Raw genomic sequence first — 23,069 nt, 5'->3', positions numbered from 1 at the left:
CCGCAAACCCAACCACCCGCTACGGCGCTATGAAAAGCGCGCGGGCGTTCGGCTTTGCTACCTCCAGTCAGCTACACCACGTCCCGGGACACGATCTCCATGCCCAATGAAGTTGTAGATAACTGGCGCTATTTAAGCTGTCGAATGAGAAAATCGGCAGCGCTTTGTTGAGCAGCTACAGCATTGGTTGTTCCTGATCGCAAGAAAAAGTCGTGCGGGCCGCCTTCGTAAACATCAAGGGTAACAGCTCCGCCAAGCCGTTGTGCCGTCAGTTGCAGCTCCCGGGCGATTTGCAAGGGGAAAGTCTGGTCGGCGCTACCCCAAATCATATGCAGAGGCGGTAGTGAACGGATAGGATGCGAATAGCCATTCGGAAAACCACCATCGACCAGTACCAGCGCTTTAATGTCAGCTCGCCCGACTGAGGCGGCCGACGCGATCTGCGCGCCAAGGGAGATTCCGAGAACCCCGACTTTACCGCCGTGGCGCGCTTTCCCTTCAAGATAGGAAGCCACACTTTGAACGGTGGAGGTCCAATCTGGCAACCGCAGCGCATAATAGACTATCCGCCCCCGCGCGCTCCCCGCCGTGGCGATGGCTTTGAGATCGGTCGCCGACAGAGCGTGAACCAGATAGGCATCCAAACCCGCTGCCCGAAACGTCTGCCCGATCTCGCCGTAAACGGGCGCCCCAAAGCCCTTGCTTCCGCTCAAGATTAGAACGGCCGGGCAGGTTGCGTTCGCACAATCCCCGAAGCTCTCGACAAGAACGCCACCGCTGGCCGTCGGCACGGTGAATTGCCGCTTAGACGATTGGGCGTTGGCCCCTGCTGGAGAGAGGGATATGGTCAGAGTCGCGATGATGACAGTGAATAGACGCATAAATCTCTCTTGTGTTCTTTGATCGTGGATTCCCAACATCTGCGACATGTTTTTGTCCAGCAATTCACGTCCGGTCTGTGAAGCTGCACGCAAGCATGTTCAAAAAGGCTTGCCACACAAAAGCTCGGGAAGACCCCGGCTTAGGTAGCGCTGGAAGGACAGTGCGGCGCACACCCTGCTTCGCGGAAGGAGGCTTACTCCCTTTCGAGGATGCTTTGCTAGTTTTGCTCGAAGCGTTTTGCAAGACCGTCCACAATGAGGCAGAGGCCGGCTTCGAAAGCCGCACCCTGATCAATGGGTATACCGTTGCTAATGTGCTCCACATCGCCATGGGAGAGAATATCCGCCTGCTCCTCCAACACGCTTCCCACGGTGAAGCGACCGGCTGCGAGCATCGCCATCCGGGCGTCTTCTTCCTTGATGCCGGACACTACCAGGAAGGCAACCTTCTTCGCTATCCTGTCCGCATCGACGTCCCTGGGGCGCGAGCCTGCATGGAGGCGAGCGCCGTCGCGGCGAAGCAACAGCGTTCGCCGAAAGCTCCGCATGTTGTCAGCGAACCACACCTGCCACTCGTCCGATGAGCTTGGAAGCGGAGCCGTTGCATGCGGCTCCATCGCAGCGTCCGCCATTGCGGCGAGCAATTCAGCCTTGTTGCGGAAGTGCCAGTATAGCGCGGGCTGCTCGACGCCGAGCCGTTGCGCCAGCCTTCGCGTCGTTATGGAATCGATGCCGACCTCATCCAACAAAGCAAGCGCTGCTGCGACAACGGATTCACGATTCAACCTGGCCACCCTATTGCACCCTTATCATTGATAAATTATATCGCTGATAAAGTTTAACGCATTTAGAGGTTAAGTGCCATGCTGCAACACCATCTCAACGAGGAAACTCCAGTGTTGGTCGTGGGTGGCGGGATCGTTGGCCTCTCGGCTGGCTTGTTTCTCCACCACCATCAAATCCCATTCATCCTGATCGAGCGCAACGCGGCCGTTTCACCACTTCCTCGCGCCCGGGGGTTCTCGGCAAGAACGCTGGAGTTATTCCGGTCGGTCGGGCTGCAGGATGGCATCGAAGCGGTCGCCAGGACAGCCTGGAAGCAGGGAAGATTTGGGGGGGCACGGCGCGGACGGACGATGCTGGAGTCCGAATCGCTGCCCCTTGCGGACATCTCGAAGCTTCATGCCGAGGCCGATCCTTCGCCATGCGAGCTCATCGCATGCCCTCAGACGCTTGTCGAACCGGTGCTGCGACGCGCGCTGGAGGAGCGTGGCGGTGATACGCGCTTCGGGTGGGAGTTGCTGCACTTTGAGCAGGACGAAGGGCGTGTTACCGCGATCGTGCGCGATCCTCTCGGCGCCGAACGGACGATTTCCGCCTCCTACGTGTTTGCGGCGGACGGCGGGCGCAGCGAAATCCGCCGGCGTCTCAATATCGACCGCCATGGCATCGATCCCAATCGCTACTATCTCAATATCTTCCTCGAAGCCGATCTGACCTCCCAGGTCGCGGGCCGCACGTTCAGCCAGTGCGAAATCGCCAATGAAGAGGTAAGCGGCATCTTTCTGGCGATGAACAATGCCAATCAATGGTCTTTCCACCTCGCATATGATCCCACCGTTTCACAGCCTGAGCAATGGTCCGATCAGCAACTTACCACCCTCGTCAAGGCGGCGATCGGAGCTGATATTCCGGTTACGCTCCGATACCGATCCCCCTGGAACACGCGGGTTCGGGTGGCTGACCGCTATCGCGACGGACATATCTTCCTCATGGGCGACGCGGCACATCTGATGCCGCCATGGGGTGGGTTCAACGCCAATACGGGGATTGCCGACGCTCATAATCTCATTTGGAAGCTTGCGCGTGTTCTCAACGGGGAAGCCGACCCAGCGCTGCTCGACACCTACGAGAGCGAGCGCCAACCCGTCGCTCGACGGAACGGCGAGCAAGCGTGGCTTCGCACCGACTTCGACGCGCGGTTCCAAATCCGGAGCGAGGATAATAGCGCGTTCTTCGAACAGCTTATCGACTATGGCGAGTTGCAGATGCGCTATCGTTATGGCGTGGACGATACAGTAGATGCGCTTCGCGCGCAGCCGGGAACACGCTTTCCGCATGCATGGATCGGGCACCAGGGACATCGCCGCTCGACCCTGGATCTGTTTGGTTCCTCGTTCGTGGCGATTGGCGGTCCTTCGGCGCCTCGACGCATAGGAGTTCCCTCTTATCTTGCCGGAACCGATTTCCTGTTCGTCGACGAATCCGTTACCTGGCGGTCGCTCACCGGATTGGCGGATGACGAGGCGGCTCTCATCCGCCCGGATGGCTTCGTCGATTTTAGCTTGTTCAGTAGCAGTCTTTGCCGAACTGTCGTCTAGACGGCTAAATCCGGCATCACCGAACGATCTTCAGCTCCATTGGGTCCGCTGTCATCCGCTCACACCGAAGTCCCGCCCGACCCAGAGAGGCCGAGATATCGATGCCGCAAAGGCATAGGTCGAGGTCGTGCCAATCTTTGCCAGCAGACCAATTTGCAAAAGGATTTTTGTCTCTCCACACGAGACCATCCATTCCGACAAGCATCGCCAACTCGCGCGGTGTCTCGTAGATTGTTTCGCCATCCAAAACCGAGTTACACACGTCAGCCTCCCAGAAAGGCATTACGATATCTCGGTGGGCGCTTCGTGTCACGGACCGCTGCATCTCTAATACGACAGACGAGATGATCAGCACCAATGGTTTTTCAACGGTATCGGCGCAAAGCGGACGTTGCAGTCAACTCTTATCTTTTCCGAATGCTGTTGCAGGCGACAAGCATTTTCTCCTCTGTCAAAATGCGCTGACCATTGCCACGTTGGGACATGCTTTGAAGCCAAAAACCATGTCCGGCTCGCTGCCGATGGAGCCTATGATGGCACTCCAACCTACGACGGAGTTCTGCGTCACAGCGCAGGCGCAAGGGTCGTCATCCCACCGCGATCGAACGCGGTTGAACAGCCCAACGCGCAAGCAGCATCCTGCCAGAGAGACGATCACATCGCCTCCATGCAGATAGAGGGCCGGCTGAANCCACCGCGATCGAACGCGGTTGAACAGCCCAACGCGCAAGCAGCATCCTGCCAGAGAGACGATCACATCGCCTCCATGCAGATAGAGGGCCGGCTGAAATGGCAGACGTCCACCGGCTATGGCAAACGAGCTTTGGTTGAAACCGCGATAGGTCGATACAAAGGCGTCATTGRACCGCGTTTGCGCGCTCGGTCATTCCTTGCTCAACAGACAGAGGCAGCGATCGGCGTGGCCATCCTTAACCGAATGCTCGACTGCGGACGCCCGAAATCCGTTCGCTGCCAAGCCTCGACGGGAGCAACCAAATAAGCGGACCCATCAAAAACCAGATTCCGCAAATTAGCTGATCGCTCCTCAATGACTTGAAAGAGTTGCATGTGGCNAGCGATCGGCGTGGCCATCCTTAACCGAATGCTCGACTGCGGACGCCCGAAATCCGTTCGCTGCCAAGCCTCGACGGGAGCAACCAAATAAGCGGACCCATCAAAAACCAGATTCCGCAAATTAGCTGATCGCTGCACCAACGCTCCGTTGCACAAAGCGATCTAGCTATCCGTTTGCCGCAAAAATCCTAACTTTTTATCGGCGCAAAAGTCAGAGTAATATATGAAGCAAAGGACGGGAATTTAGCAACGGAAGGGGATTGGGCGATGTCATCGGGTTCGTGGGTAGAAACAGTTCGGCAGAACGCTGCCAAATATGGCGAGCTTGTTGCCGGCATCGATCCCTCGCCGTCCGAGATTCCCTCGTTTTTTGAGCAAGACGACCCTGCGTGGATCAGCCGCTTTGTCGATTTCGTTCTGGACGCCATCGAGGGACAAGTCGGATTCGTGAAATTCCAGAGCGCGTACTTTGAGGCATGCGGCTTTGCCGGCCTCACGGCCCTTTCCCTCGGCATGAAGCGCGCAAAGGCTGCCGGCATCGGTGTGATCCTCGACGCTAAAAGAGGCGACATCGGAGCCACCGCCGCCGCCTATGCTCGCGCCTATCTGACGCCGGTATCAGAAGGTGGATCTGGCGACTTTGAGGCCGATTGCCTGACCGTGAATCCGCTGATGGGTCCCGATACGCTCGAACCATTTGCCGAATGTGCCAGACGTTACGGAAAAGGCCTGTTCGTTCTCTGCCGCACGTCCAATCCGGGTGCGGGATGGCTACAGGACAGAATGACGGGGAACCGGCCCATTTCCGATCATGTTGCCGAACTTATAGGAGGGATCGGTAGCGGGGATGGCGAAGGCTTGAATCCAATCGGGGCGGTCATCGGAGCAACCGTTCCACATGAAGGGCGACGACTGCGAATGCTTCTGCCACATACCATCATTCTGGCACCTGGTTTGGGAGCACAAGGCGGCCATGCAAGCAGCATCAATGCACTTCGTGGCAAGCAATTAGGCGATCTTTTGGTTCCTGTTTCTCGCGGCCTCGCGAGCGTCGTTGACCGTGAGATTTCCCCGATGGACTATCGCGAGCTTATCTTGAATCGGATTTCTGGATTCAAGGATGCCATCGCTCATCGTCCTGCCTCTCCGGCTGCAGTTTCCTAATCCTGATTTTCCGACAGGAACCTATGGAGTGGTTTTGCTGATGACACCCTATGCGGCGAGCTTATGCGAAGCAGAGCGCGGCTGCTGTGAGAATTGTCGATGAGCGTGTTGAAGCAGCTTTTGCCGAAGTACCGCGAGAAGATTTCCTGCCGATTTTCCGAGTGCGAAAGACCTATATTTCCACCCCAAACCGGTCGCAAAAGCTCTCCAGCAGCGTTTCGGTCATTCCGATCCTCAGCATCCGGAGCTGGCGAAGCAGGCCGAGCAGATCAGGTCTGTGGCCCGTGCCGTCGAGCGCACCGGCATGGCCGAGGTGAGCCGTGACCACACCTTGTGCAGCGAAAAGCTGCGCGCACCGCTGTTTTGGCCGTCGCCGCCAATTCTTCCGTAGGTGCTACGGGACCGAACTGACCTCGAATGCCATCTTGCCTGGTCGAAGGATCATAAGGTCCAGTGGCACTACATTGCGCCGGGAAGGCCAATGCAAAACGGCTATGTCGAGAGTCTCAACGGCCGCATGCTCAACGAGAGCCTGTTCTTTGGTTTCGATCATGCCCGCAGCGCCATTGCGGAATGGGCCGACGATTACAACAATTTCCGGCCGCACTCATCGCTCGGATACCAGACCCCGGCGGACTATGCCGGGATCATCGTCGCAACCGGCGGAAACGCGAAGCTTTCAACTTGCGCAGCGTTGGGGCCGGAGCCGACATCTGCACCATTGTGGACCGCCCGATCAGTCACGAAGGAACCGACCATGATCTTCCTGTGCGTGATTACGAAGATATGCAGTCCAGGTCGACCGGGTGGCTTTCCCTAAGGTCGTGCCCAGACATTTCATCTAGGGTGACGACCACGAAAAGGTCGTCCTCCTTCACTAAGGCCTCGGGCATTCGAACTTTTTCGCCAGAGCTTTCGTCTCTTCCCTAATAGCCGCCCCATCACGGCACTTCTCGTCGAGCGCTGTTAGCTCTCATGGGCTTCGGCCCAGTGCGGATACGTCACGTAAGCCGTGAGCGCCCCCTCGCCTTCCGTCGTGATCGTTACCGATGCGCCTTTGGGCAGTTAGCTCTCATGGGCTTCGGCCCAGTGCGGATACGTCACGTAAGCCGTGAGCGCCCCCTCGCCTTCCGTCGTGATCGTTACCGATGCGCCTTTGGGCATGTAGACGATCTCRCCCGGACCCGCTTCGACCGTGCCAGCGCCCATCGAAACGGCAATCCGCCCTTCCAGAACGATCATGACGTCATCGACGGCCATCGTCTCGGTGAGAGTTTGTTCCGGAGCGTACCTTCCGTATCCGATGGTAATGTGTCCGCCGTGCCTCTCGTCCACCATGTTAGCGACGAATATATCGCCGCTTTGTCCTGGCGACCGCACCAGATTAACGTCGGCGATGCTGAACTTCTGGACCTTCATTGCTATCTCCCGCTTTTACCTCGGGAAATGGTGCGGCCACATAGGTGGTCAAGAGCAACAAGCTGGTATGAGCATTCGCCCGAACGGCAACGTTCCTTGGTTCCATTCTCTCGGAGGGAATTTGAATTGGCTCATCCTCGATCCGTCTCGCTTGGGAAGATCCAAACCTTCGTTTCGAAGCGGAGGTCTTTGATCGAAATCACGCCCAAGGCTTCATAGTGCTGCTCCTTCAACATCACCTTTCTTGCGAACAAGGTGAAGCAGAGGTGGCGCTAAGTGGATTTCCGCCTTGATTATGCTGCTGCCTGGATTGGTATCAGCGCGTTGAAGTAAGCCTGATCCGGACTGCCGGTCAAGGGATGAATGCGGGCGTCTGGTGTGTACAGATGGGTCCAGCTGTAGATGCGATTTTCTGTTGTCGAATGATGGATAGGCGCATGCATAAGCCCATTCCCTCAGAACTGTCTGGATGAAGCGCTCGGCTTTGCCGTTGGTCTTGGGTGTCGAGGGTTTGCTGCGGAAATGCTTGATGCCCAGTACACCGCCATGATCCTCTGCCAGTCGATCATCGTCAGCCTTGGCCGCCAGAGAGTGCGCGCTTAAACCAATTTTCTTCCACCGGCGATGTACCTCGGCTTATCCAAGAGCCCGTTCGCCTGGAATGCCGAGATACCCTGAGACCCATAAGTTCATTAGCGCGCACCAGCATATTCTGTTTTGTTGACCGCACGACATCAGACTCAGGTCACTCGCCCGACAGGGATGACACGGCCAATCGCCATTGGACCTCATACTATTTTTCCTTCGCATAGTGTGCCACCCACTCCGGCGGCTCCTGCTCGCGACTACCGTCGACCTTCACACGACGCTCGCTGGCCCAGCGGTAGCCCCACATGGGTCCAAACTGCGTCGCCATTCGCGGCGACTGCGCGTAGGCGGGATCGGACTGCGCTTCGGCCAGCGATACGAAACGATAGCCGGCTTCGCGGAACAGCTTTAGCAGCCGCGTCATGGTGGCCGCGTTCAACCGGTTAAGGTGGAGGAGCATGATCGCTGGTGGTTCATAACCGATAACGTTTCGGTTCAACTCGGCATAATAAGCGATCTGCCGCCGACTGTAGGCGACATAGGCATCTTCGACCCGTTTGCGCATCGCTTTATCTTTTCGGGTGAACGCATGCTCATAGGCTTGGTCGAAGATATAGTCGGATGTGTCGATCGTCGAGGCCGCCAATCGATAGCTACGCTCAGTAAGCAGCGCTTCGATCACCCGCCGCTTCTCGATCGTGTCGCCGACGTGATTAAACGGGAAGCGGAAGAAAGGCAGCGCCCGCCCTGCAGCTTCCGCCATCGGCCGGATCGTCGCCTCGCCGCCGACGATCTCGCGACGGATCGCATCGGCATCAAGCGTGTTGCTATCGGCGTGGCTGAAGCTGTGGTTGCCCAGTTCAAGTACACCTTTGTTCCAAGGCTGCAACAGATCGCGACCGGTCAGCCCCAACGCCCGGACGCGCTGTTCCACCACAAATCCCGTCGCCGGAACGCGGTATCGCGCGAGCGCCGCGAGGATCGCGTGGTTGGCGGCCACGGCCCGGTCGGGTGCGTCCTCAGCGCCCGGTTCGGAGGCGTGGACATAAGGCAGGTCGTCGAAGGTGATGGCGACGCTGCGGCCGGCAGTCGTGCTTTTCGCCACCAAAGCCTGCGCGTTGACAGGCGAACAGACCAGCAGGCCGATCAATCCGACGGCGAAGCAGCGTCGACCATTCATTTCCGCTTTTCTCCTGCGCGAACGCCGACCCGACGCCATGATAGTACGGAGGTAGCCAAAAAGGTCTTTGCTCATGACTGCTTCGTGGAGTCGCTGCATTGCGCGAGCATTGCGATGAGGCACGATGTCAACCAGCAGCGTCAAAGACCGCGAATATCCTCGCGGGCAAGATCGCGTCCACCTTCTGCCTCTTTCACCAGCAGGGTCAGTTGTTCGAATGCAAGCCATCATACCCGGGTGATATCGATCATCTGTAGACGGTCAGCCGACAGCGTCAGATTTTAAAGCTCCAAGGCATCAAGCGCATCACTTTGCACCAAGGAACTCAAAAACAGGTTGCAAGCCAACTATTGCGCCATCTTTCCGTTTACCAAGACGTCACATTTTTAAATGGCAATACCATTTCTTGCGAATTTCGGACAGATTTCCGATTCGTGAAACCATATTTTTGTGCTCAAGATCAATAGCATAGCAGTTCGCTGGCCCGCCACAAATGCAACCTAAAATATTTATTATCTTACTCCCGTTATGCTTGCATTTTGAGAATTCAATCGCTACGGTGCCTTTGTGACCTCGTACGTGGATTGATGCCATGAATTGCAGACGTCTTCTCGCCCTCACCGGGACCGTTGCGTGCCTTGCCTTCGGCGGCATCCGAGTCGCCGAAGCGCAGTGCACGATTCCAAACGTGATCACCAATGGCCAAGTTGCGGATGCGACGCCGCTAATGGGAGATTTCAGCGCGCTCGTTGATTGTATCGAAAACCCCGCTCCAGTTCCCAGCAAGCAATTCTCCGGCCCCGGCGGCGGTGTCATCACCATGCAGAATCCGAGTTCTACCTCCGACTACAATTTCAATTTGCCCGCCACGGCAGGAAACCCCGGGGACTTGCTGACCTCCGGAGGAGGCGGAACCAGTCCCGAGCTTTGGACGTCCACTGGGACATCCGGCCATGTGTTGCCTTTCCTCGATGGAGGCAATACCTGGTCTGGAACGCAGACATTCGGGGCCGTCGTCGGCTCGATAACGACCCAGAGCGGAACAGCCTATATCCTCGCTGCAAGCGATTGCGGCACGACCATCCGCTTCACAAGCAACTCGCCGGTCACGGTGACCACGCTGAACAGCTTGCCGCCCGGATGCTCCGTTGCAATCGAACAGGCGGGCAATGGGCAGATCGCGATCGCTGCCGGAGCGGGCACCACCCAGCGTTCCCCCCACAGCTACACAAAGACTTACGGCCCTTACGCCATTCTCGGCCTGTTCGTAGATATGAACGCCGGTGGTTCGGCCGCCGAGATTATTATTACCGGCGACGGCGCTTGACCACCTAACCGTCATATCCCCTGTCCTTCCGCGGTTCTACATGGAGAAGTCCCATGAAATTACGGCGCCTACTAGCGACTTTGCTGGTTTTCATCCTGCCATTCTGGTCGACGACAGCTTGGGCGACACTTCTCTATTCTGGAGGAGAGGATGTAGATTTCGTATGCAGCTTGGGTGGAACCTGCTTGATCACTGACGCCCCTGGTACGTTTCGAGCCGGATGGGCGAGAGAGAGCTATAAAACCTTCGGAACCATATCTGATCCCCCCACAAATCGCTTCGAAACTTCGACTTTTGCTCCCAGCACGTCTCTGTGGACGCATGCACAATATTGCAACGTATACAATTATGGATGCGAAGTTAACGCCACGACTGCCAATACTCAGATGTTAAGGCTGATGGACAGCAACGGCAATGCGGCCCTCATTGTACGAGGCGCTGGGGTTACAGGAGGCTTGAAGATCTCGTCGCGGACAGCAACGGGAACGTTAACTGACCTCGTCACCTGCCCATCAGCGTTCGGTATTGCACTGACCCAGCTCGATATTTACGCAAACTATAGCTCTTCTGGAGAAGTCGCTCTCTATAGCAACAGCGTAAAGGTCTGCGGCTTTACTGGCGATGTGACAAATGGAGACGGGGCAACGACACTCAATAAGGTTGAATTTGCATCGCCCCTATCTGGATACTATGGCGCCTGGTCGGAAGTGATCATTGCAACGACGGATACGCGCACAATGGCTCGGTTTACCGCCAATACTGTTGCAAACGGCAATACGGTAAACTTTTCGGGGACGAACGTTTGTTCGTCAATTTGGAACGCAACGACCGCCAACGATGCCAATTACGCCTATTCAGGTTCGTCCAATGTCGTGCATGAATGCACGATCAAAAGCACGATCCCGCCGGGAGCCTATAATGTCCTCGCTTTGGTCATGAGTGGGCGTGCTTTGGTTGGATCTTCAGGGCCACAGCATTTCGACTTCTTGGTACGGCTGAACGGCACAGATTATCCTTCCCCCGACCTTGGCCCGACCAACAGTTTCTCGAACATCACCAACTATATTCAGGCGGTGAACCCTGCGACGACCGCGCCGTGGGCCGTATCGGACTTCCAGGCGGCAGGATTTAATGTCGGCGCAAAGACAAAGCCATGAACGGCCTTCGTTTAGCTGCTGCTGTCTCTCTACTGGCGATGTCGTTCGCGACTGTCGCGTCTGGGGATTCGAATTTTGAAAGCTCAAAACTCTCGTCCGGTATCGTGACTCAACAGACGGGCTTTCAATCGTCGAAAGTTTCACCGGGTGTGATATTGCAGAACGGTGGGTTGCAATCACCCAGGCTATCGCCCGGGGTCGTCGTAAACAACGCAGCCTTTCAGTCACCGAAGTTGAGCGTGGGTATTGTCGTCCAGGTCCTCGCTGTTGGCGGGACAGTGATGCGTGCGCCGTTGACCCATTGGTGAGCGGCCCTCGCCGCTCTCGAAGTCTAAACCTATGTGGCGATTGAGCGCCGACGGCTCCGCCCAGCTCGCTTGTTGCCTAAAGGGGAAATGCGATGTCGTTGAGAACATGGCTTACCGGAGCTGGCATTGTCATCGCGACGGCGACACTGTTTGGCTGGACACTGCCCGCGTCCGCCGACAACTTTGTGACCTATGGGTATGATCCGGATGGCCGCTTAGTAAGCGCGCTCTACGACAACGGCCTATGCGTCGTTTACGTCTACGACGCCAATGGCAATCGCACAGCGCAGACAGACGTGGCTTCAGCGACACCGCCAACCTGGGGTTCTGCGTCATGGGGCTGCGTCAAATGGACCAGCCCATAGCAGCTTCGCTCGGACGCACTGGAGACTGAGGAAATGTCTTTGCGGCTTGCCTCCGCCTTGGCGGAAATAATCTACACGACGACCGGCCAACGCCGAGAAGAGGGACGCATGGCCCGACAGAAACAATCAGCATTGCTTGCAGCAGTGGTGAGCCTTTTCGTACTCACGCCTTTTGTTGCCACGTTGGTGGTGACACCAGCACAAGCCACCACCGTTGGGGTGCCTTTAGCGCCGCTTAAACAAGCGATTGCCCTTGCGGCCGCCGAATTCGCAGAACCACTGGTTGTCACGTCACCGACAGACGCCACGGAAGACCAGGCTCTTTTGCAGGCGCTCGCGAGCTACAATCGACGCCATCAACCGGAGGACGTGAGCGCGCTCACAGCCTTCCTCGTCGTCCATCCACACTCCGGCTGGGCTGCAGCGCTTTTTACAAATGTCGGCCTCTCCGATCTCCACTACGGCTATTTTTCCCGTGCAGCCGATGCGTGGCAACATGCCTGGGAAGAGGGCAAGGATGCGAGCGATCCAGCTTCTCGTGCGCTCGTCGATCGCGCTGTTGGTGAACTCGCGCGCCTCTATGCCAATCTTGGACATACCGATGACCTTGGCACGCTGTTCGATCAGATCGGGGGGCGTGCGGTTTCGGGATCGGCGACGGAAGCAATCCAGGCCGCGCGTGAACAACTGACGCTGGTGCGATCCGACCCACGGCATCTGTTTAACTGTGGTCCGCTGGCATTGCGTTCGTTGATGCTCGCGGAACATGCTAGGCCGGAAACTCTTAGCTCCTTACTTTTTTACAACGCAGGCCTGGATGGCACCAGTCTCGCTGAGCTCGGAGAACTCGCCCAACGATTAACACTTGATCACCGGCTAATTCGACGCGAACCCGGCCAGGCGGTTCCGGTCCCATCAATCGTTCACTGGAAGGTCGGACATTTCGCAGCCATCATCGGCAAAGCAAATGGCCGATACCACGTTCAGGATGCTGTCTTTGCAAGTTCCGATATCTGGGTGACTGCAGCGGCGCTCGATGCTGAGGCAAGTGGTTATTTCCTCGTGCCCAGCAATGCCGAGGTTGCAGCGGCCACATGGAAAACCGTGGACACCACCGAAGCCGGCAAGGTCTGGGGCAAAGGGCCAACGAACGGAACCAGGCAGGGCGGTGCGGGCGACCCCAATGCCAATAAGCCTGCTCCCGAGATGCCGGTACCGAATATACCAAAGCTTGGTGGGCGAACACCCTGGCCCGCGAATGAGGGATGCCCTCTTTGTATCTACAACATTAAGGAATCGAGCGTCAGCGTTTCGCTGTCTGATATTCCCGTTGGCTACGTGCCGCCGATCGGCCCCTCGATGAAGATCGGCATAAGCTACAATCAGCGCGAAGACAGCCAGCCGGCCAATTTCAACTACTTCAATGTCGGCCCGAAATGGACGCTGAGCTGGCTGAGCTATGTCATCGACGACCCGACCAATCCTGGTGCCAACGTCTCTCGGGTCATGGGCGAAGGTGGCGCCTTCTATTACATCGGTTTTAACACTGCGAGAAAGACCTTCGCCGCGCAGGACAACGATGGTTCAATATTGGCGATCGCATCACAATCGCCTATCAGTTATCGCCGCCAACTGCGCGACGGTACAGTCGAGATCTATGCGCAGGCGAATGGCAGCGCGTCTTATCCACGCAAGATTTTCCTCAGCCAGATTGTCGATCCGCAGGGAAACGCAGCCACCTTGCACTACGACGCCCAGCAACGGCTGACGTCGATTACCGACGCAGTTGGCCGCGACACCACGTTTACCTACGGCATGCCGGCACGGCCGCTGCTCGTGACCAAGATCACCGATCCCTTTAGCCGAAGCGCAACACTGACCTACGACGGCAACGGGCGTCTGAGTTCCATCACTGACATCATCGGGCTGACTTCAAGGTTCACTTATGACGACAACTCACTGGTCAACAGTCTCACAACACCCTATGGAACAACGCGTTTCAGCTATACCGCTCCAGGCACGAGCAGCCCGCCTCGTTTCGTTCAAGTAACCGATCCCCTCGGCTACAAGGAACGCGAGGAATGGCTGGAACCGGCTCCCGTCCCGGCAAGTGACCCGGCCACCAAGGTTCCTGTCGGCATGCCGCTGCCGCCGCTCAATGCCTACCTCACCTACCGCGATGGTTTCCATTGGGACAAGCACGCCTATGTCGCGGCTGGCTGTACCGATACTGGCGGCTGTGATTACTCCAAAGCGCGTATGCGTCACTTCGTACATATGCCCGGAGCGTCTATCAAAGGCACCGCGATCGAGAGCGAGAAAAATGCCCTCGAAAACAGAGTTTGGTTCAACTATCCTGGCCAGACAGCGCCCAGTTATTTCGGCGGCACGTATAACAAGCCAATCGCCATTGGCCGCGTGCTCGATGACGGAAGCTCTCAGATCAGTCAATTTTCCTACGACAGCAGCGGATACAATCTGACACAAGCCATCGACCCGCTTGGCCGTACCACATCCTATGCTTACGCCAATAGCATCGACCTAGCCGCGATCAGCCAGGTGACCGAGTTCGGTACGGTCTCGACACTGGCGCAGTTCATCTACAACGCACACCATCGGCCGCTCCTCTACACGGATGCAGCTGGTCGAAGGGCAACGTATGAATACAACGCGAAGGGCCAGCTCATATCAGCGACGGATCCCCTCGAACAGAAGACCACCTATCAATACGATGCCAACGCCAATCTGACATCCATCGTCAATGCCAATGAGGCGAACGCAGGCAGTTATACCTATGACAGCCACGCGCGGGTTCGAACCTACACTGACTCTGAAGGCTGGAGTGTTACTTACGAATACGATGCCGCCGACCGGCTGACGACGATCAGCTATCCGGACAGCACCACGGATCGCTTCACCTACGATAAGCTTGACCTTGCGTCCTACAAGGACCGTGAGGGTCGGCAATGGCAATACGACCATGACGCAAATCGACGCCTGACGAAGATCACAGACCCCATGCGCCACGAAACGCTGCTCGGCTACAACGAGATCGGGGAGCTGACGTCTCTAGCTGATCCAAAAGGCAATGTGACCGCCTGGACTTATGACATCCAAGGGCGCCTGACGGCCAAAACCTATGCCGATCAAAGCACCCTCACCTACACCTATGAGAATACGACCAGCCGCCTCAAGTCCGTTCTCGATGCTCTCGGACAGACCAAACAGTATGGGTATGCACTCGATGACAAGCTGATCTCCCTCAGCTACCTGAACGCGGTGAATCCGACACAAAATGTCGGCTTCAACTACGACGTCTATTTCCCGCGGCTCGCCTCGATGACATCAGGGATCGGAACGACGACATACAGTTACTACCCGTCGTTTGTCGACGGCGCACAGCAACCGCGGCAGGAATGCTTTACCGCGACGGGGGCAACGAGCTGCTCGCACGAGATTGACTATGCCTATGATGGCCTTGGACGCCTTTCAGGCAGGACTATCGCGGGGAGCGGTCCGGAAACCTTCCAGTACGACGCCATTGGTCGCATCATCGATCACTCGAGCGATCTCGGGTCGTTCGCTCTGAGCTATCTCGGTCAGACGGAACAGCTGGTTGAACGCAAGCTCCTACCGACGACTTCGAACCTGAAAACCACCTGGAGCTATCTCGACAACACCCATGATCGTCGGCTATCGGCGATCAGCAACACAGGCCTTGCGACGAGCCAGTTCACCAACTTCGCCTTCACGACGACCCCTGAGAATTTTATCTCGGGGATCATGCAGACCAGCGACGCCTCGGTTTCGACGCCGGGAACGCTCTCTCAAACGGCATCCGTCAACAATCTCAATCAGCTTACCATCGTCAATGGCCAGGGCTACAGCTATGACCATAACGGCAACCTGCTGTCCGACGGACAGCGGAGCTACAGCTGGGATGCCGAGAACCGCCTGATCAAGATCACCTATCCCGCCCAATCTGGCAAGCAGACGCAGTTCAGCTACGATGGATTTGGGCGACGGGTCGCGATCGGCACCACGCCGGCCGGGGGCGGCAGCAGCACGACCACCAACTACCTCTGGTGCGGCGACCGCATCTGCCAGGCGCGCAGTGCCGCCGGGTCTCCGCAACTCAGCTATTTCGACGAAGGCGAGTTCCTCACAGGATCGCCCGGCCAGTCGCTCTACTACGGTGTCGATCAGATCGGATCGGTACGGCGCGTGTTCGCCAGCGCCAGCAGCGCGCCGACCAACGACTACGACCCCTTCGGCGTGCCGCTGCAGGGCACCGCGCCGACGACAGATTTTGGGTTCGCCGGGATGGTGGCTGATCGCGACAGTAGTCTTGGCCTGACTTGGTATCGGGCGTATGATCCGGTTGTCGGGCGATGGTTATCCAGGGATCCACAAGATGAACTCAATGGTGGGCAGCAGAATCTGTATGTCTATGCCACCAACAGTCCGCTTTCTAACATCGATCTGGATGGGCGAGCGTCGCAAAGCTTGCCACTAAATGGCCCCCCTGGGGGGAGCCTTTCTCTTCCTGGGCAGCAAATTCGGATTTATAACATGGGCGGCGCGCCATTTTGCGATATAGATCTCAACCCCAATCAAGATCACGGTGCTGGAACTCCGCATTTGCACTTTTGGCAGGGAAGCACCCGCCTTCCCGGAATCCCCATCCCGGACCGGTATCGGTGATGTTTGTAAGCCAACTGAAAGGAAAGAAATGTCGATTGATTGGTCAGATGCAATTGCATGGTTTGGACGGAAGCCCGACTTTCATGATGGAGAAGTGTTAAGCGTCGAGTTGCGACGTTCACCTCAAAAGTCAAGCATTCGCGTATTAGCTTGGAACACTGGCGGCACGGTCGACCATCGGGGCTACCTCACGCGGGAGCGGCAAGTGGTGGTCCATCTTTCACTCGATGGAATCGTGGAGCAAGATTTGCGTGGATGGAACCATCAGAATGTGCTGCTCAGCTTAGAGGAAGTTGAAACTGATAGCGGATCTAAGATTGAGCTCCAAAGTTCCTTCGGACTTGAAGGAACTGTGGCTGCAAATTCGATAGTGGTGGAAATCGAACATCCAGATGACTACTAACTAGCTGGTTCTTCAAGACCTTGACCCTGCGGATGTCTATCGCAAGAAGATCAACATCTCGATCGTGCTCGCTGGACAGAAACTGGGACAGAAAGAGGTCGATGACGGTATTTGGCTTGTCAGCTTAATGCACTATGATCTGGGATATATCGACCTGAAGCAGAAGACATTGCAAACCATCGACAACCCGTTCGGCACGAGGTTGTCACCCATGTCTTAGGAACGAACTGTTACCTATGCATCCGGATCGGACAGCCCTGCCAGTGGTCGCCTTGAAGGTATATGAACCGACGATCCCGTTGATCAACGGTGGGCGTCATCGATTTCGCACGACTATCCGGACGTTATCCCTTTTGGTCAGGCCCGGCCTCAGAATTTCATCTCAGCAACTCGCGCAACACTGTTTAATTAATCGCGTATAACGTTCATCGAATATCAATCCATCTTCGCGAAGTTGAGGGCGCTGAGAGATAGAGAAGATTGTTTGAGGATGGGTCGCGAACGCAATGCATTTCGCAAATCGATGCGAAGATGGCGGAAATTTGGGGCAATTCTGCGCGACTACATTGTGCGCGCGCTGCGGAATCGAGCCGAGCCGACCGCGCCACCTCATAGAGCGGCGCCTTGTCGGTGGCCTGTCAACTATACGACGCCACGACACTTCGTACCGGCTTGAAAAGTTTCGCTGCCGCCAGCCGCGGCGCTGTTGGCGAGAGCTCGTGAATTCTTCCCACCAAACAAAAAAATATGACGTTTGATTTATCAGAACGAGATTTGAGACGATGACGACTGAGACCGCGAATCAATTTGTCCTGCTCGTCCGGGATAGGAAGATTTCCAATCCGGGAACCAAGGGCTTTAGCGTCGAGGCGTGGGACCTTGAGTATGAGCGTTACGGGCGGTCGGATGCGGATCAGCGAGTTCACGGTGCGGGACGGATAATCGGAAGTCGCCTTCTTGAGCTCTGGAAATCTGTGGATGAAACGGGCCTCACGAGCCATCCGGCGGAGGTGGTCACCTACTATCTAGCGCTCAGCGCAAACAAGTCGTTCGCCACGGCAAGAGACTTTCTGTCGGAGGCTCTTGCACAGCAATCCGTATTGCCCATGGGGGCAGCGGGTCATCTGCGCATTGCGTATCGAGTCGGCGATATATCAAGCTACGATGCCGTGATTACCAGCACGATCGATGTCTGGAGCCGCATGCTCAAGGCTGTCATCGCTATGGGGAGCACGTCATCCAATCGCACTGCTGATCTTGCTACGGCTGTGCAGGCAGCCTTTTCGCTTTTTTCCGAGATTTATCAGGTTGAATTCTTCTGGGGTCGGGTCCTCTGGCAAGGATGGGCGCTGAAGGAACACGACGACGTTTGGTCCTTTCAGCCCGCACCGGACAGCGATGTTGAAGCAAATTATGCTATCGCGGAATGGCGCCGGAATTTGGAGGAAGGCGAGTTCGCTGTTCACTATCAGCAACAATGGGATCAAGGCGAAGATCTGGAGCGTGCGGTTCAGGTCGAGGCTGTGAACCGTTCGGGGCGACTGGAATATCAGCTAAAAATTCACGGTCCCGGCATCGACCCAATGCCGGCCGGCTTGCCACCGAGAAAACGACTCGAATCCAGTGAATTGGCGCTGGTGCTCTTCGACCGATTGGGAAAGGGCGACAATGCATTTACGCTTGAGCAGTTGCTCGCAGCATGGGATCTTCTCAGTTCGGCCTGTGTTTCTGCCAGCCAATTCGTTCTCAATGGAAAAGTCGCTCTGTCTGCATTGGCGATGTCACATTCATTTCTTGACGAGCTATTGGCCGGCTTTGATTTTGAGCCTGAAAAGCGCGAAGCGATGATCAACTTCCTGACATTTTCGGAGACCTCGGTCGACGGTTTGTGGGGCAAACCCCTCGTGCGTATCAACGCTGATCAATACATCCCTATACTTCCCTCATTCGTCGAGCAGAACCTATACCGCCAATGCGAACAATGGTTATCATCGGCGAAGGCGGACGACGTCTTGAGAAACCGCGGTGCACGCTTCGAAGAAGCGATCCGCAAGCGCTGCACGCAGGAGATTCCTAAAGCGGTGACGATTGAGGATTTCCACGTTGTTACGGAGAACTGGAAGCCTGCAGTCGGCGATATCGACCTCGCATTTCGGATCGACAGCACGATCTTTATCGCGGAGCTAAAGTTCAGAAAATTTCCGACGATTCCTGTTGAGATCGGACAGTATATGAAGGAGCTCCGGCATGCTTCCGCGCAGCTGGATGCGCGCATGTCATTCATTCGCTCGAACCTTAAGGCAGCGGCACAGAAAACGAGATATCGTGGCGAAGTCAAAGACCTTCACGTGGTCGGATTTATTATGACAGCGACGCAGTTCGGCGCCGGACTAACGGTCAATGGCTATCCCGTCATTGACTCCGATCTCTTCTTTGAATTCTTTTATCTGCAGAGATTTGCAGCCATGCTGGATCCGAATGATGACCTAGCCGATCCGGCCAGTTGGCAATCAGATTTATCCTTGCCCCTGTTGACCGGCGATTTAGACCTCGATCTCCGACGACATTTACAGGATCCATTGCGGGTCCGATATGCGGCTTTCGGCCTCGACACCCACGATAGGTCAATACCCATTGGGCCGAATGAGGACCGTACGCTGAACTGGCGGGAGGTGTCGATCGATGCATCCAAGCTTATAGGCCCTCGAGGCGTTGAGGTTTTCGCTAAACTCAAAGAGTTCGACAGCATGTTGCGTTGCAAGCAGTCGGGAAGCCGTGGCAGTCAACTCTAAGACGTGAAAGAATACTTGGGTTCTGGCACCTCCAAGGTGGCCTATTGCCTGTTGGATAGGCAGGAACAACCAACGTTAACTAGGGGGCTTCATGGCATTTGATCCAGGCGTAGTAATGATCGTGGGAGCCGGCTTTTCAAAAACGGCCGGCCGGCCTCTAGCCAGTGAATTCACAAGGCGGTTGCTCGATATTGCCTCGCTGAAGGCCGATGGTCCGAGTGTGAAGCAAGTCGAATTCCTCGGAAAATTCGTCGACGACACATTTAACGGCGGAGCCGTAACACCGGCTAAGGGGAGCGGGAAAAACGTGGGGGTAAGAATCTTCGGATAGTCGAGAGCTTTTTGGAAAGGCACTCGTTGWCAGCGCAATTGAAGATGAACATCTGGGTCGAGCTTGTTGGCGTGGACGGCGTTCCGCAGCGTCTTGAGATTTCCAGTGTCGAACGCATTGTCGAAGGGGCTTCTCTGGAAGAAGGCAAGGAGATACAGCGGCGTCTACAAAYCGGGTTGACCCAGTTTCAGGCCGCCCAGGCCGGCCAGCAGGATCGTAAATGCAAAGACTGYGATGGCCTCCGGAGGRTTCATGATTACAGATCCCGTACGATAGACTCGCTCCTCGGCSCTTGTTGTGTGCGCGTGCCACGGTGGCGCAGYTGTGCATGCGGAAAGGCGCAAGATTCGCGCACATCCAGCCTCGATACATTACTGAATGGAAGAGCAACACCAGAATTGGAGCGAATTCAGGCGGAACTGGGCTCTCGGCTATCCTTTCGAGAAGCAGCCCGCGTGCTGGACCTYTTTGTGCCGGTTGRATCGGCCACACATCGACATAACCACCGGACTGTCAGYCRCCGGCTCGCAAAGGTCGCCGATCAGATCGAAAAGTGGGACATTGCGAGCCCCTATCGKATCAGCCGAGCTCGCGAGYCTGCCGTTTCTGTTTTCATTGATGGCGCCTATATTCGCGCAGTTCCGGGCTACCAAAGCCGGCATTTCGAGATCGCCATGGGACGTGTTGTTGTGCNCTGCCGTTTCTGTTTTCATTGATGGCGCCTATATTCGCGCAGTTCCGGGCTACCAAAGCCGGCATTTCGAGATCGCCATGGGACGTGTTGTTGTGCMGGGGCGGCCACCGCGCCAATTTGCTGCTGCGCCTAATATTGCCAMCGCCAAATMCGATGTCGTTCGCGCAGCGATGCGCGCACAAGGGTGGCTTCCAGGCCGAGACGTTRCTGTCTTCAGTGAYGGAGARATCGGACTGCAAAGCATCGTGTTAARCGCAACGCGMCAGCCTGTGACSCATATTCTTGACTGGTTYCATCTATCGATGCGGCTTCGGCACATCGAACAGGCCTGGGAGGGCATCAGACATCGGCAAGAYCTGAACGTCTACCTTCGCGACGTCGCGGTTCATGTGCCGAGGATGCGGCATGACGCATATTCTTGACTGGTTTCATCTATCGATGCGGCTTCGGCACATATGAGCTGATCACCAATCTTCGCACCTATCTGGTCCAGAACAAGAYTTCGATTGTCAACTACTGCCAGCGATATTGGTCAGGCAAGCCCATATCCAGYTCCCCCGCTGAAAGCGCAGCAAASAGTCTCGTYAATGCCCGCATGAATAAGAAGCGACAGATGCGTTGGTCGCCRATTGGCGCTCATCGGGTCCTGCAGGTTCGAGCCGCCGTCGCCGAGGCCGTCTCAAAAAAGCAAAGCTCGACCTGGCAGCGTGCCCCCCGGCTTTTTCCCGCTCTCAAAATAACGGCCGCATTCTTACGTTTAACTGCCAAACGACAGGATCTTCGTCCCAGAGGATGCGACCCAAACTGTCACGGATCGGGGCCTGGAGTATCGACGCCAGGTCTCCGACGTTTCACAAATGGCGACTTGTTTCTCGCCGTGAGGCTGAAACCGGATGCAGCACCGAAAGGCTGTTGACCAAGGGGCTAACGAGGTCGCGGCCCGGCGCGCATGGGATCCACCAAGGACTCGCCACGTTCGTGTTCAATAGGCGGGATCGGTCGCGCGAGCTACCACAGGAGGAGGGCCGCATGGCCTTCGTCGCGTCACACGACCAGGTTCAGCGCCTTTTCCTTCTCGATATAGGCGCGTTGTTGGTCGGTGATGTAGTCGCGCACGATCGGGGTAGCGTCGCGCGAGCGCGAGAGTTGCATGTGGAAGACCAACTGGCTGCCGGTGCGAAACATCATCTCGGCGCTGATCAGATAGAACTCCCACATACGGGCGAAACGCTCGTCATAAAGCGCCACGACTTTCTCGCGGTTACTCTCGTAGCGTGACGCCCAATGCTGCAGGGTCGTCGCATAGTGGACGCGCAAGCATTCCAGGTCGGTCACCCACAGGTTATTACGTTCGACCACTTCAAAAACTTCCGACAGGGCCGGTGAATAGGCGCCGGGGAAAATGTATTTGCGCAACCATGCGCTGGCCATGCCCGGTGGGCTCATATGTCCAATCGAATGAAGCACGATCACGCCGTCGTCGGGCATCAGCGCATTCAACTTTGCAAAAAATTCGTCGTAGTGATGGACGCCGACATGTTCGAACATGCCGACAGAGACAATGCGGTCGAAAGGACCTGTGACGTCACGATAATCGCGAAGCTCGAATTTCACCCGGTCGCTTAGCCCGGCCTTTTGCGATCTCTCGGTGGCCAGTGTCTGCTGCTCTTTTGACAAGGTCACACCAAGTACCTGAACGTCCTCCAGCTGTGCGAGATAGAGCGCAAGGTCACCCCAGCCGCAGCCAACATCCAATACCTTCATACCGGGCTTGAGGCCAAGCTTGCTGGCAAGTAGGCGCAGCTTGTTGCGCTGAGCCTGTTCGAGTGTCTCACCAGCCTCTCGAAAATAAGCGCAGGAGTATAGCATGTTCTCGTCGAGAAAGAGTTTGTAGAAGTCGTTGCCTACATCATAATGATGGGCGACATTTTGCTGAGCCTGAACCTTCTTGTTAGACTGCTGGCGCTTGCGGAAGCGCATCTTGATGGCGCGCAAAATCTTCTGGATCGGATAGGAACCGAGTGACAAGCGGTTGACGGAAAAGAGGGTGAGAAAGTCACGCAGGGTCGAGCCTTCCTCGAAACGCATCGTGCCGTCCATGTATGCCTCGCCGGCGGCTAGTTCGGCATTGAACACCAGCGTGCGATAAAGCTTTTTGTCGGTCAGCCGCATCGTCACCTGCGGGCCGTCTGTCCCGGCAAAGACGTGCCGCTTGTCTTCCGCATCGATGACCGTCAGGCGGCCTCTACGAATGAAGGCTTTCATCATATGTGACAGCGGAAACATGCAGTACTTTCCGGA

14 protein-coding genes and 8 pseudogenes are annotated in these 23,069 nt (G+C 56.4%); 15 read left to right on the top strand and 7 right to left on the bottom strand.

From position 1 onward, the window contains the following. Positions 1 to 128: 128 nt before the first annotated feature. Complete coding sequence (locus tag ASC97_RS09655) at positions 129 to 929, bottom strand: dienelactone hydrolase family protein (protein ID WP_244481435.1); 801 nt, start codon at positions 927 to 929, stop codon at positions 129 to 131. 170 nt (positions 930 to 1,099) lie between these two features. Then, positions 1,100 to 1,666, bottom strand: coding sequence for a TetR family transcriptional regulator (locus ASC97_RS09650; RefSeq protein WP_244481434.1), 567 nt, complete (start codon positions 1,664 to 1,666; stop codon positions 1,100 to 1,102). 78 nt (positions 1,667 to 1,744) lie between these two features. Here ASC97_RS09650 and ASC97_RS09645 point away from each other — a divergent pair, with 78 nt between their 5' ends. The 5 genes and pseudogenes from ASC97_RS09645 to ASC97_RS09625 form a co-directional block, all read left to right on the top strand. Next, a complete protein-coding gene (locus tag ASC97_RS09645; protein ID WP_057468144.1) occupies positions 1,745 to 3,262 on the top strand; it encodes an FAD-dependent monooxygenase in 1,518 nt (505 codons plus the stop codon). Between the two features lie 508 nt (positions 3,263 to 3,770). Beyond that, positions 3,771 to 3,952: pseudogene (locus ASC97_RS35190) on the top strand (IS5/IS1182 family transposase); the annotation flags it as partial. Position 3,953: 1 nt separating this feature from the next. Beyond that, positions 3,954 to 4,262: pseudogene (locus tag ASC97_RS35185) on the top strand (IS5/IS1182 family transposase); the annotation flags it as partial. 341 nt (positions 4,263 to 4,603) lie between these two features. Next, positions 4,604 to 5,500 (top strand): orotidine-5'-phosphate decarboxylase, encoded by an 897-nt coding sequence (gene pyrF / locus ASC97_RS09630; protein ID WP_057468141.1) that lies wholly within the window; start codon positions 4,604 to 4,606, stop codon positions 5,498 to 5,500. 398 nt (positions 5,501 to 5,898) lie between these two features. Beyond that, positions 5,899 to 6,320, top strand: a pseudogene (locus tag ASC97_RS09625) (integrase core domain-containing protein); the annotation flags it as partial. 146 nt (positions 6,321 to 6,466) lie between these two features. Here the strand turns inward: ASC97_RS09625 and ASC97_RS36225 are convergent. From ASC97_RS36225 to ASC97_RS09615, 4 genes and pseudogenes are all read right to left on the bottom strand, one after another. Further along, positions 6,467 to 6,565, bottom strand: a pseudogene (locus ASC97_RS36225) (ethanolamine utilization protein); the annotation flags it as partial. Then, on the bottom strand, positions 6,566 to 6,919 hold the full coding sequence (locus ASC97_RS09620) for an ethanolamine utilization protein (protein ID WP_057468140.1): 354 nt from the start codon (positions 6,917 to 6,919) through the stop codon (positions 6,566 to 6,568). Positions 6,920 to 7,270: 351 nt separating this feature from the next. Next, a pseudogene (locus tag ASC97_RS33880) lies at positions 7,271 to 7,456 on the bottom strand (integrase core domain-containing protein); the annotation flags it as partial. 256 nt (positions 7,457 to 7,712) lie between these two features. Next, positions 7,713 to 8,762, bottom strand: a complete 1,050-nt coding sequence (locus tag ASC97_RS09615; protein ID WP_162246685.1) for a polysaccharide deacetylase family protein — start codon at positions 8,760 to 8,762, stop codon at positions 7,713 to 7,715. Positions 8,763 to 9,279: 517 nt separating this feature from the next. Here ASC97_RS09615 and ASC97_RS09610 point away from each other — a divergent pair. From ASC97_RS09610 to ASC97_RS35165, 10 genes and pseudogenes are all read left to right on the top strand, one after another. Further along, positions 9,280 to 10,014, top strand: coding sequence for a hypothetical protein (locus ASC97_RS09610; RefSeq protein ID WP_057468138.1), 735 nt, complete (start codon positions 9,280 to 9,282; stop codon positions 10,012 to 10,014). A gap of 53 nt (positions 10,015 to 10,067) precedes the next feature. Further along, on the top strand, positions 10,068 to 11,171 hold the full coding sequence (locus ASC97_RS33875) for a hypothetical protein (protein WP_156390340.1): 1,104 nt from the start codon (positions 10,068 to 10,070) through the stop codon (positions 11,169 to 11,171). Between the two features lie 400 nt (positions 11,172 to 11,571). Then, positions 11,572 to 11,844: an RHS repeat domain-containing protein gene (locus tag ASC97_RS09595; protein WP_057468135.1), complete on the top strand. Its 273-nt coding sequence runs from the start codon at positions 11,572 to 11,574 to the stop codon at positions 11,842 to 11,844. A 33-nt stretch (positions 11,845 to 11,877) separates the two neighbouring features. Further along, positions 11,878 to 16,548, top strand: coding sequence for an RHS repeat domain-containing protein (locus ASC97_RS09590; RefSeq protein WP_057468134.1), 4,671 nt, complete (start codon positions 11,878 to 11,880; stop codon positions 16,546 to 16,548). Positions 16,549 to 16,576: 28 nt separating this feature from the next. Beyond that, positions 16,577 to 16,951, top strand: coding sequence for an Imm50 family immunity protein (locus tag ASC97_RS09585; protein ID WP_057468133.1), 375 nt, complete (start codon positions 16,577 to 16,579; stop codon positions 16,949 to 16,951). Positions 16,952 to 16,985: 34 nt separating this feature from the next. Next, a pseudogene (locus ASC97_RS36220) lies at positions 16,986 to 17,171 on the top strand (IS481 family transposase); the annotation flags it as partial. A 562-nt stretch (positions 17,172 to 17,733) separates the two neighbouring features. Then, entirely contained in the window at positions 17,734 to 19,743 is a 2,010-nt protein-coding gene (locus tag ASC97_RS09575; RefSeq protein WP_057468131.1) for a hypothetical protein, read from the top strand. A 91-nt stretch (positions 19,744 to 19,834) separates the two neighbouring features. Beyond that, on the top strand, positions 19,835 to 20,074 hold the full coding sequence (locus ASC97_RS09570; protein ID WP_057468130.1) for a hypothetical protein: 240 nt from the start codon (positions 19,835 to 19,837) through the stop codon (positions 20,072 to 20,074). A gap of 26 nt (positions 20,075 to 20,100) precedes the next feature. Beyond that, positions 20,101 to 20,767 (top strand): annotated as a pseudogene (locus ASC97_RS35170) (hypothetical protein); the annotation flags it as partial. 78 nt (positions 20,768 to 20,845) lie between these two features. Further along, positions 20,846 to 21,476 (top strand): annotated as a pseudogene (locus ASC97_RS35165) (hypothetical protein); the annotation flags it as partial. Positions 21,477 to 21,812: 336 nt separating this feature from the next. On the opposite strand, the gene ASC97_RS09560 reads toward ASC97_RS35165, so the two are convergent. Then, the gene (locus ASC97_RS09560) at positions 21,813 to 23,054 is read right to left on the bottom strand and encodes an SAM-dependent methyltransferase (protein ID WP_057468128.1); all 1,242 of its coding nucleotides are present in this window, start codon (positions 23,052 to 23,054) and stop codon (positions 21,813 to 21,815) included. Positions 23,055 to 23,069: the final 15 nt, after the last annotated feature.

This window comes from Rhizobium sp. Root1203, assembly GCF_001424945.1.
Taxonomy (GTDB): Bacteria; Pseudomonadota; Alphaproteobacteria; order Rhizobiales; family Rhizobiaceae; genus Rhizobium.
The sequence above is the reverse complement of the archived record's forward strand: the minus strand, read 5'-3'. Positions and strand labels throughout refer to the sequence as shown.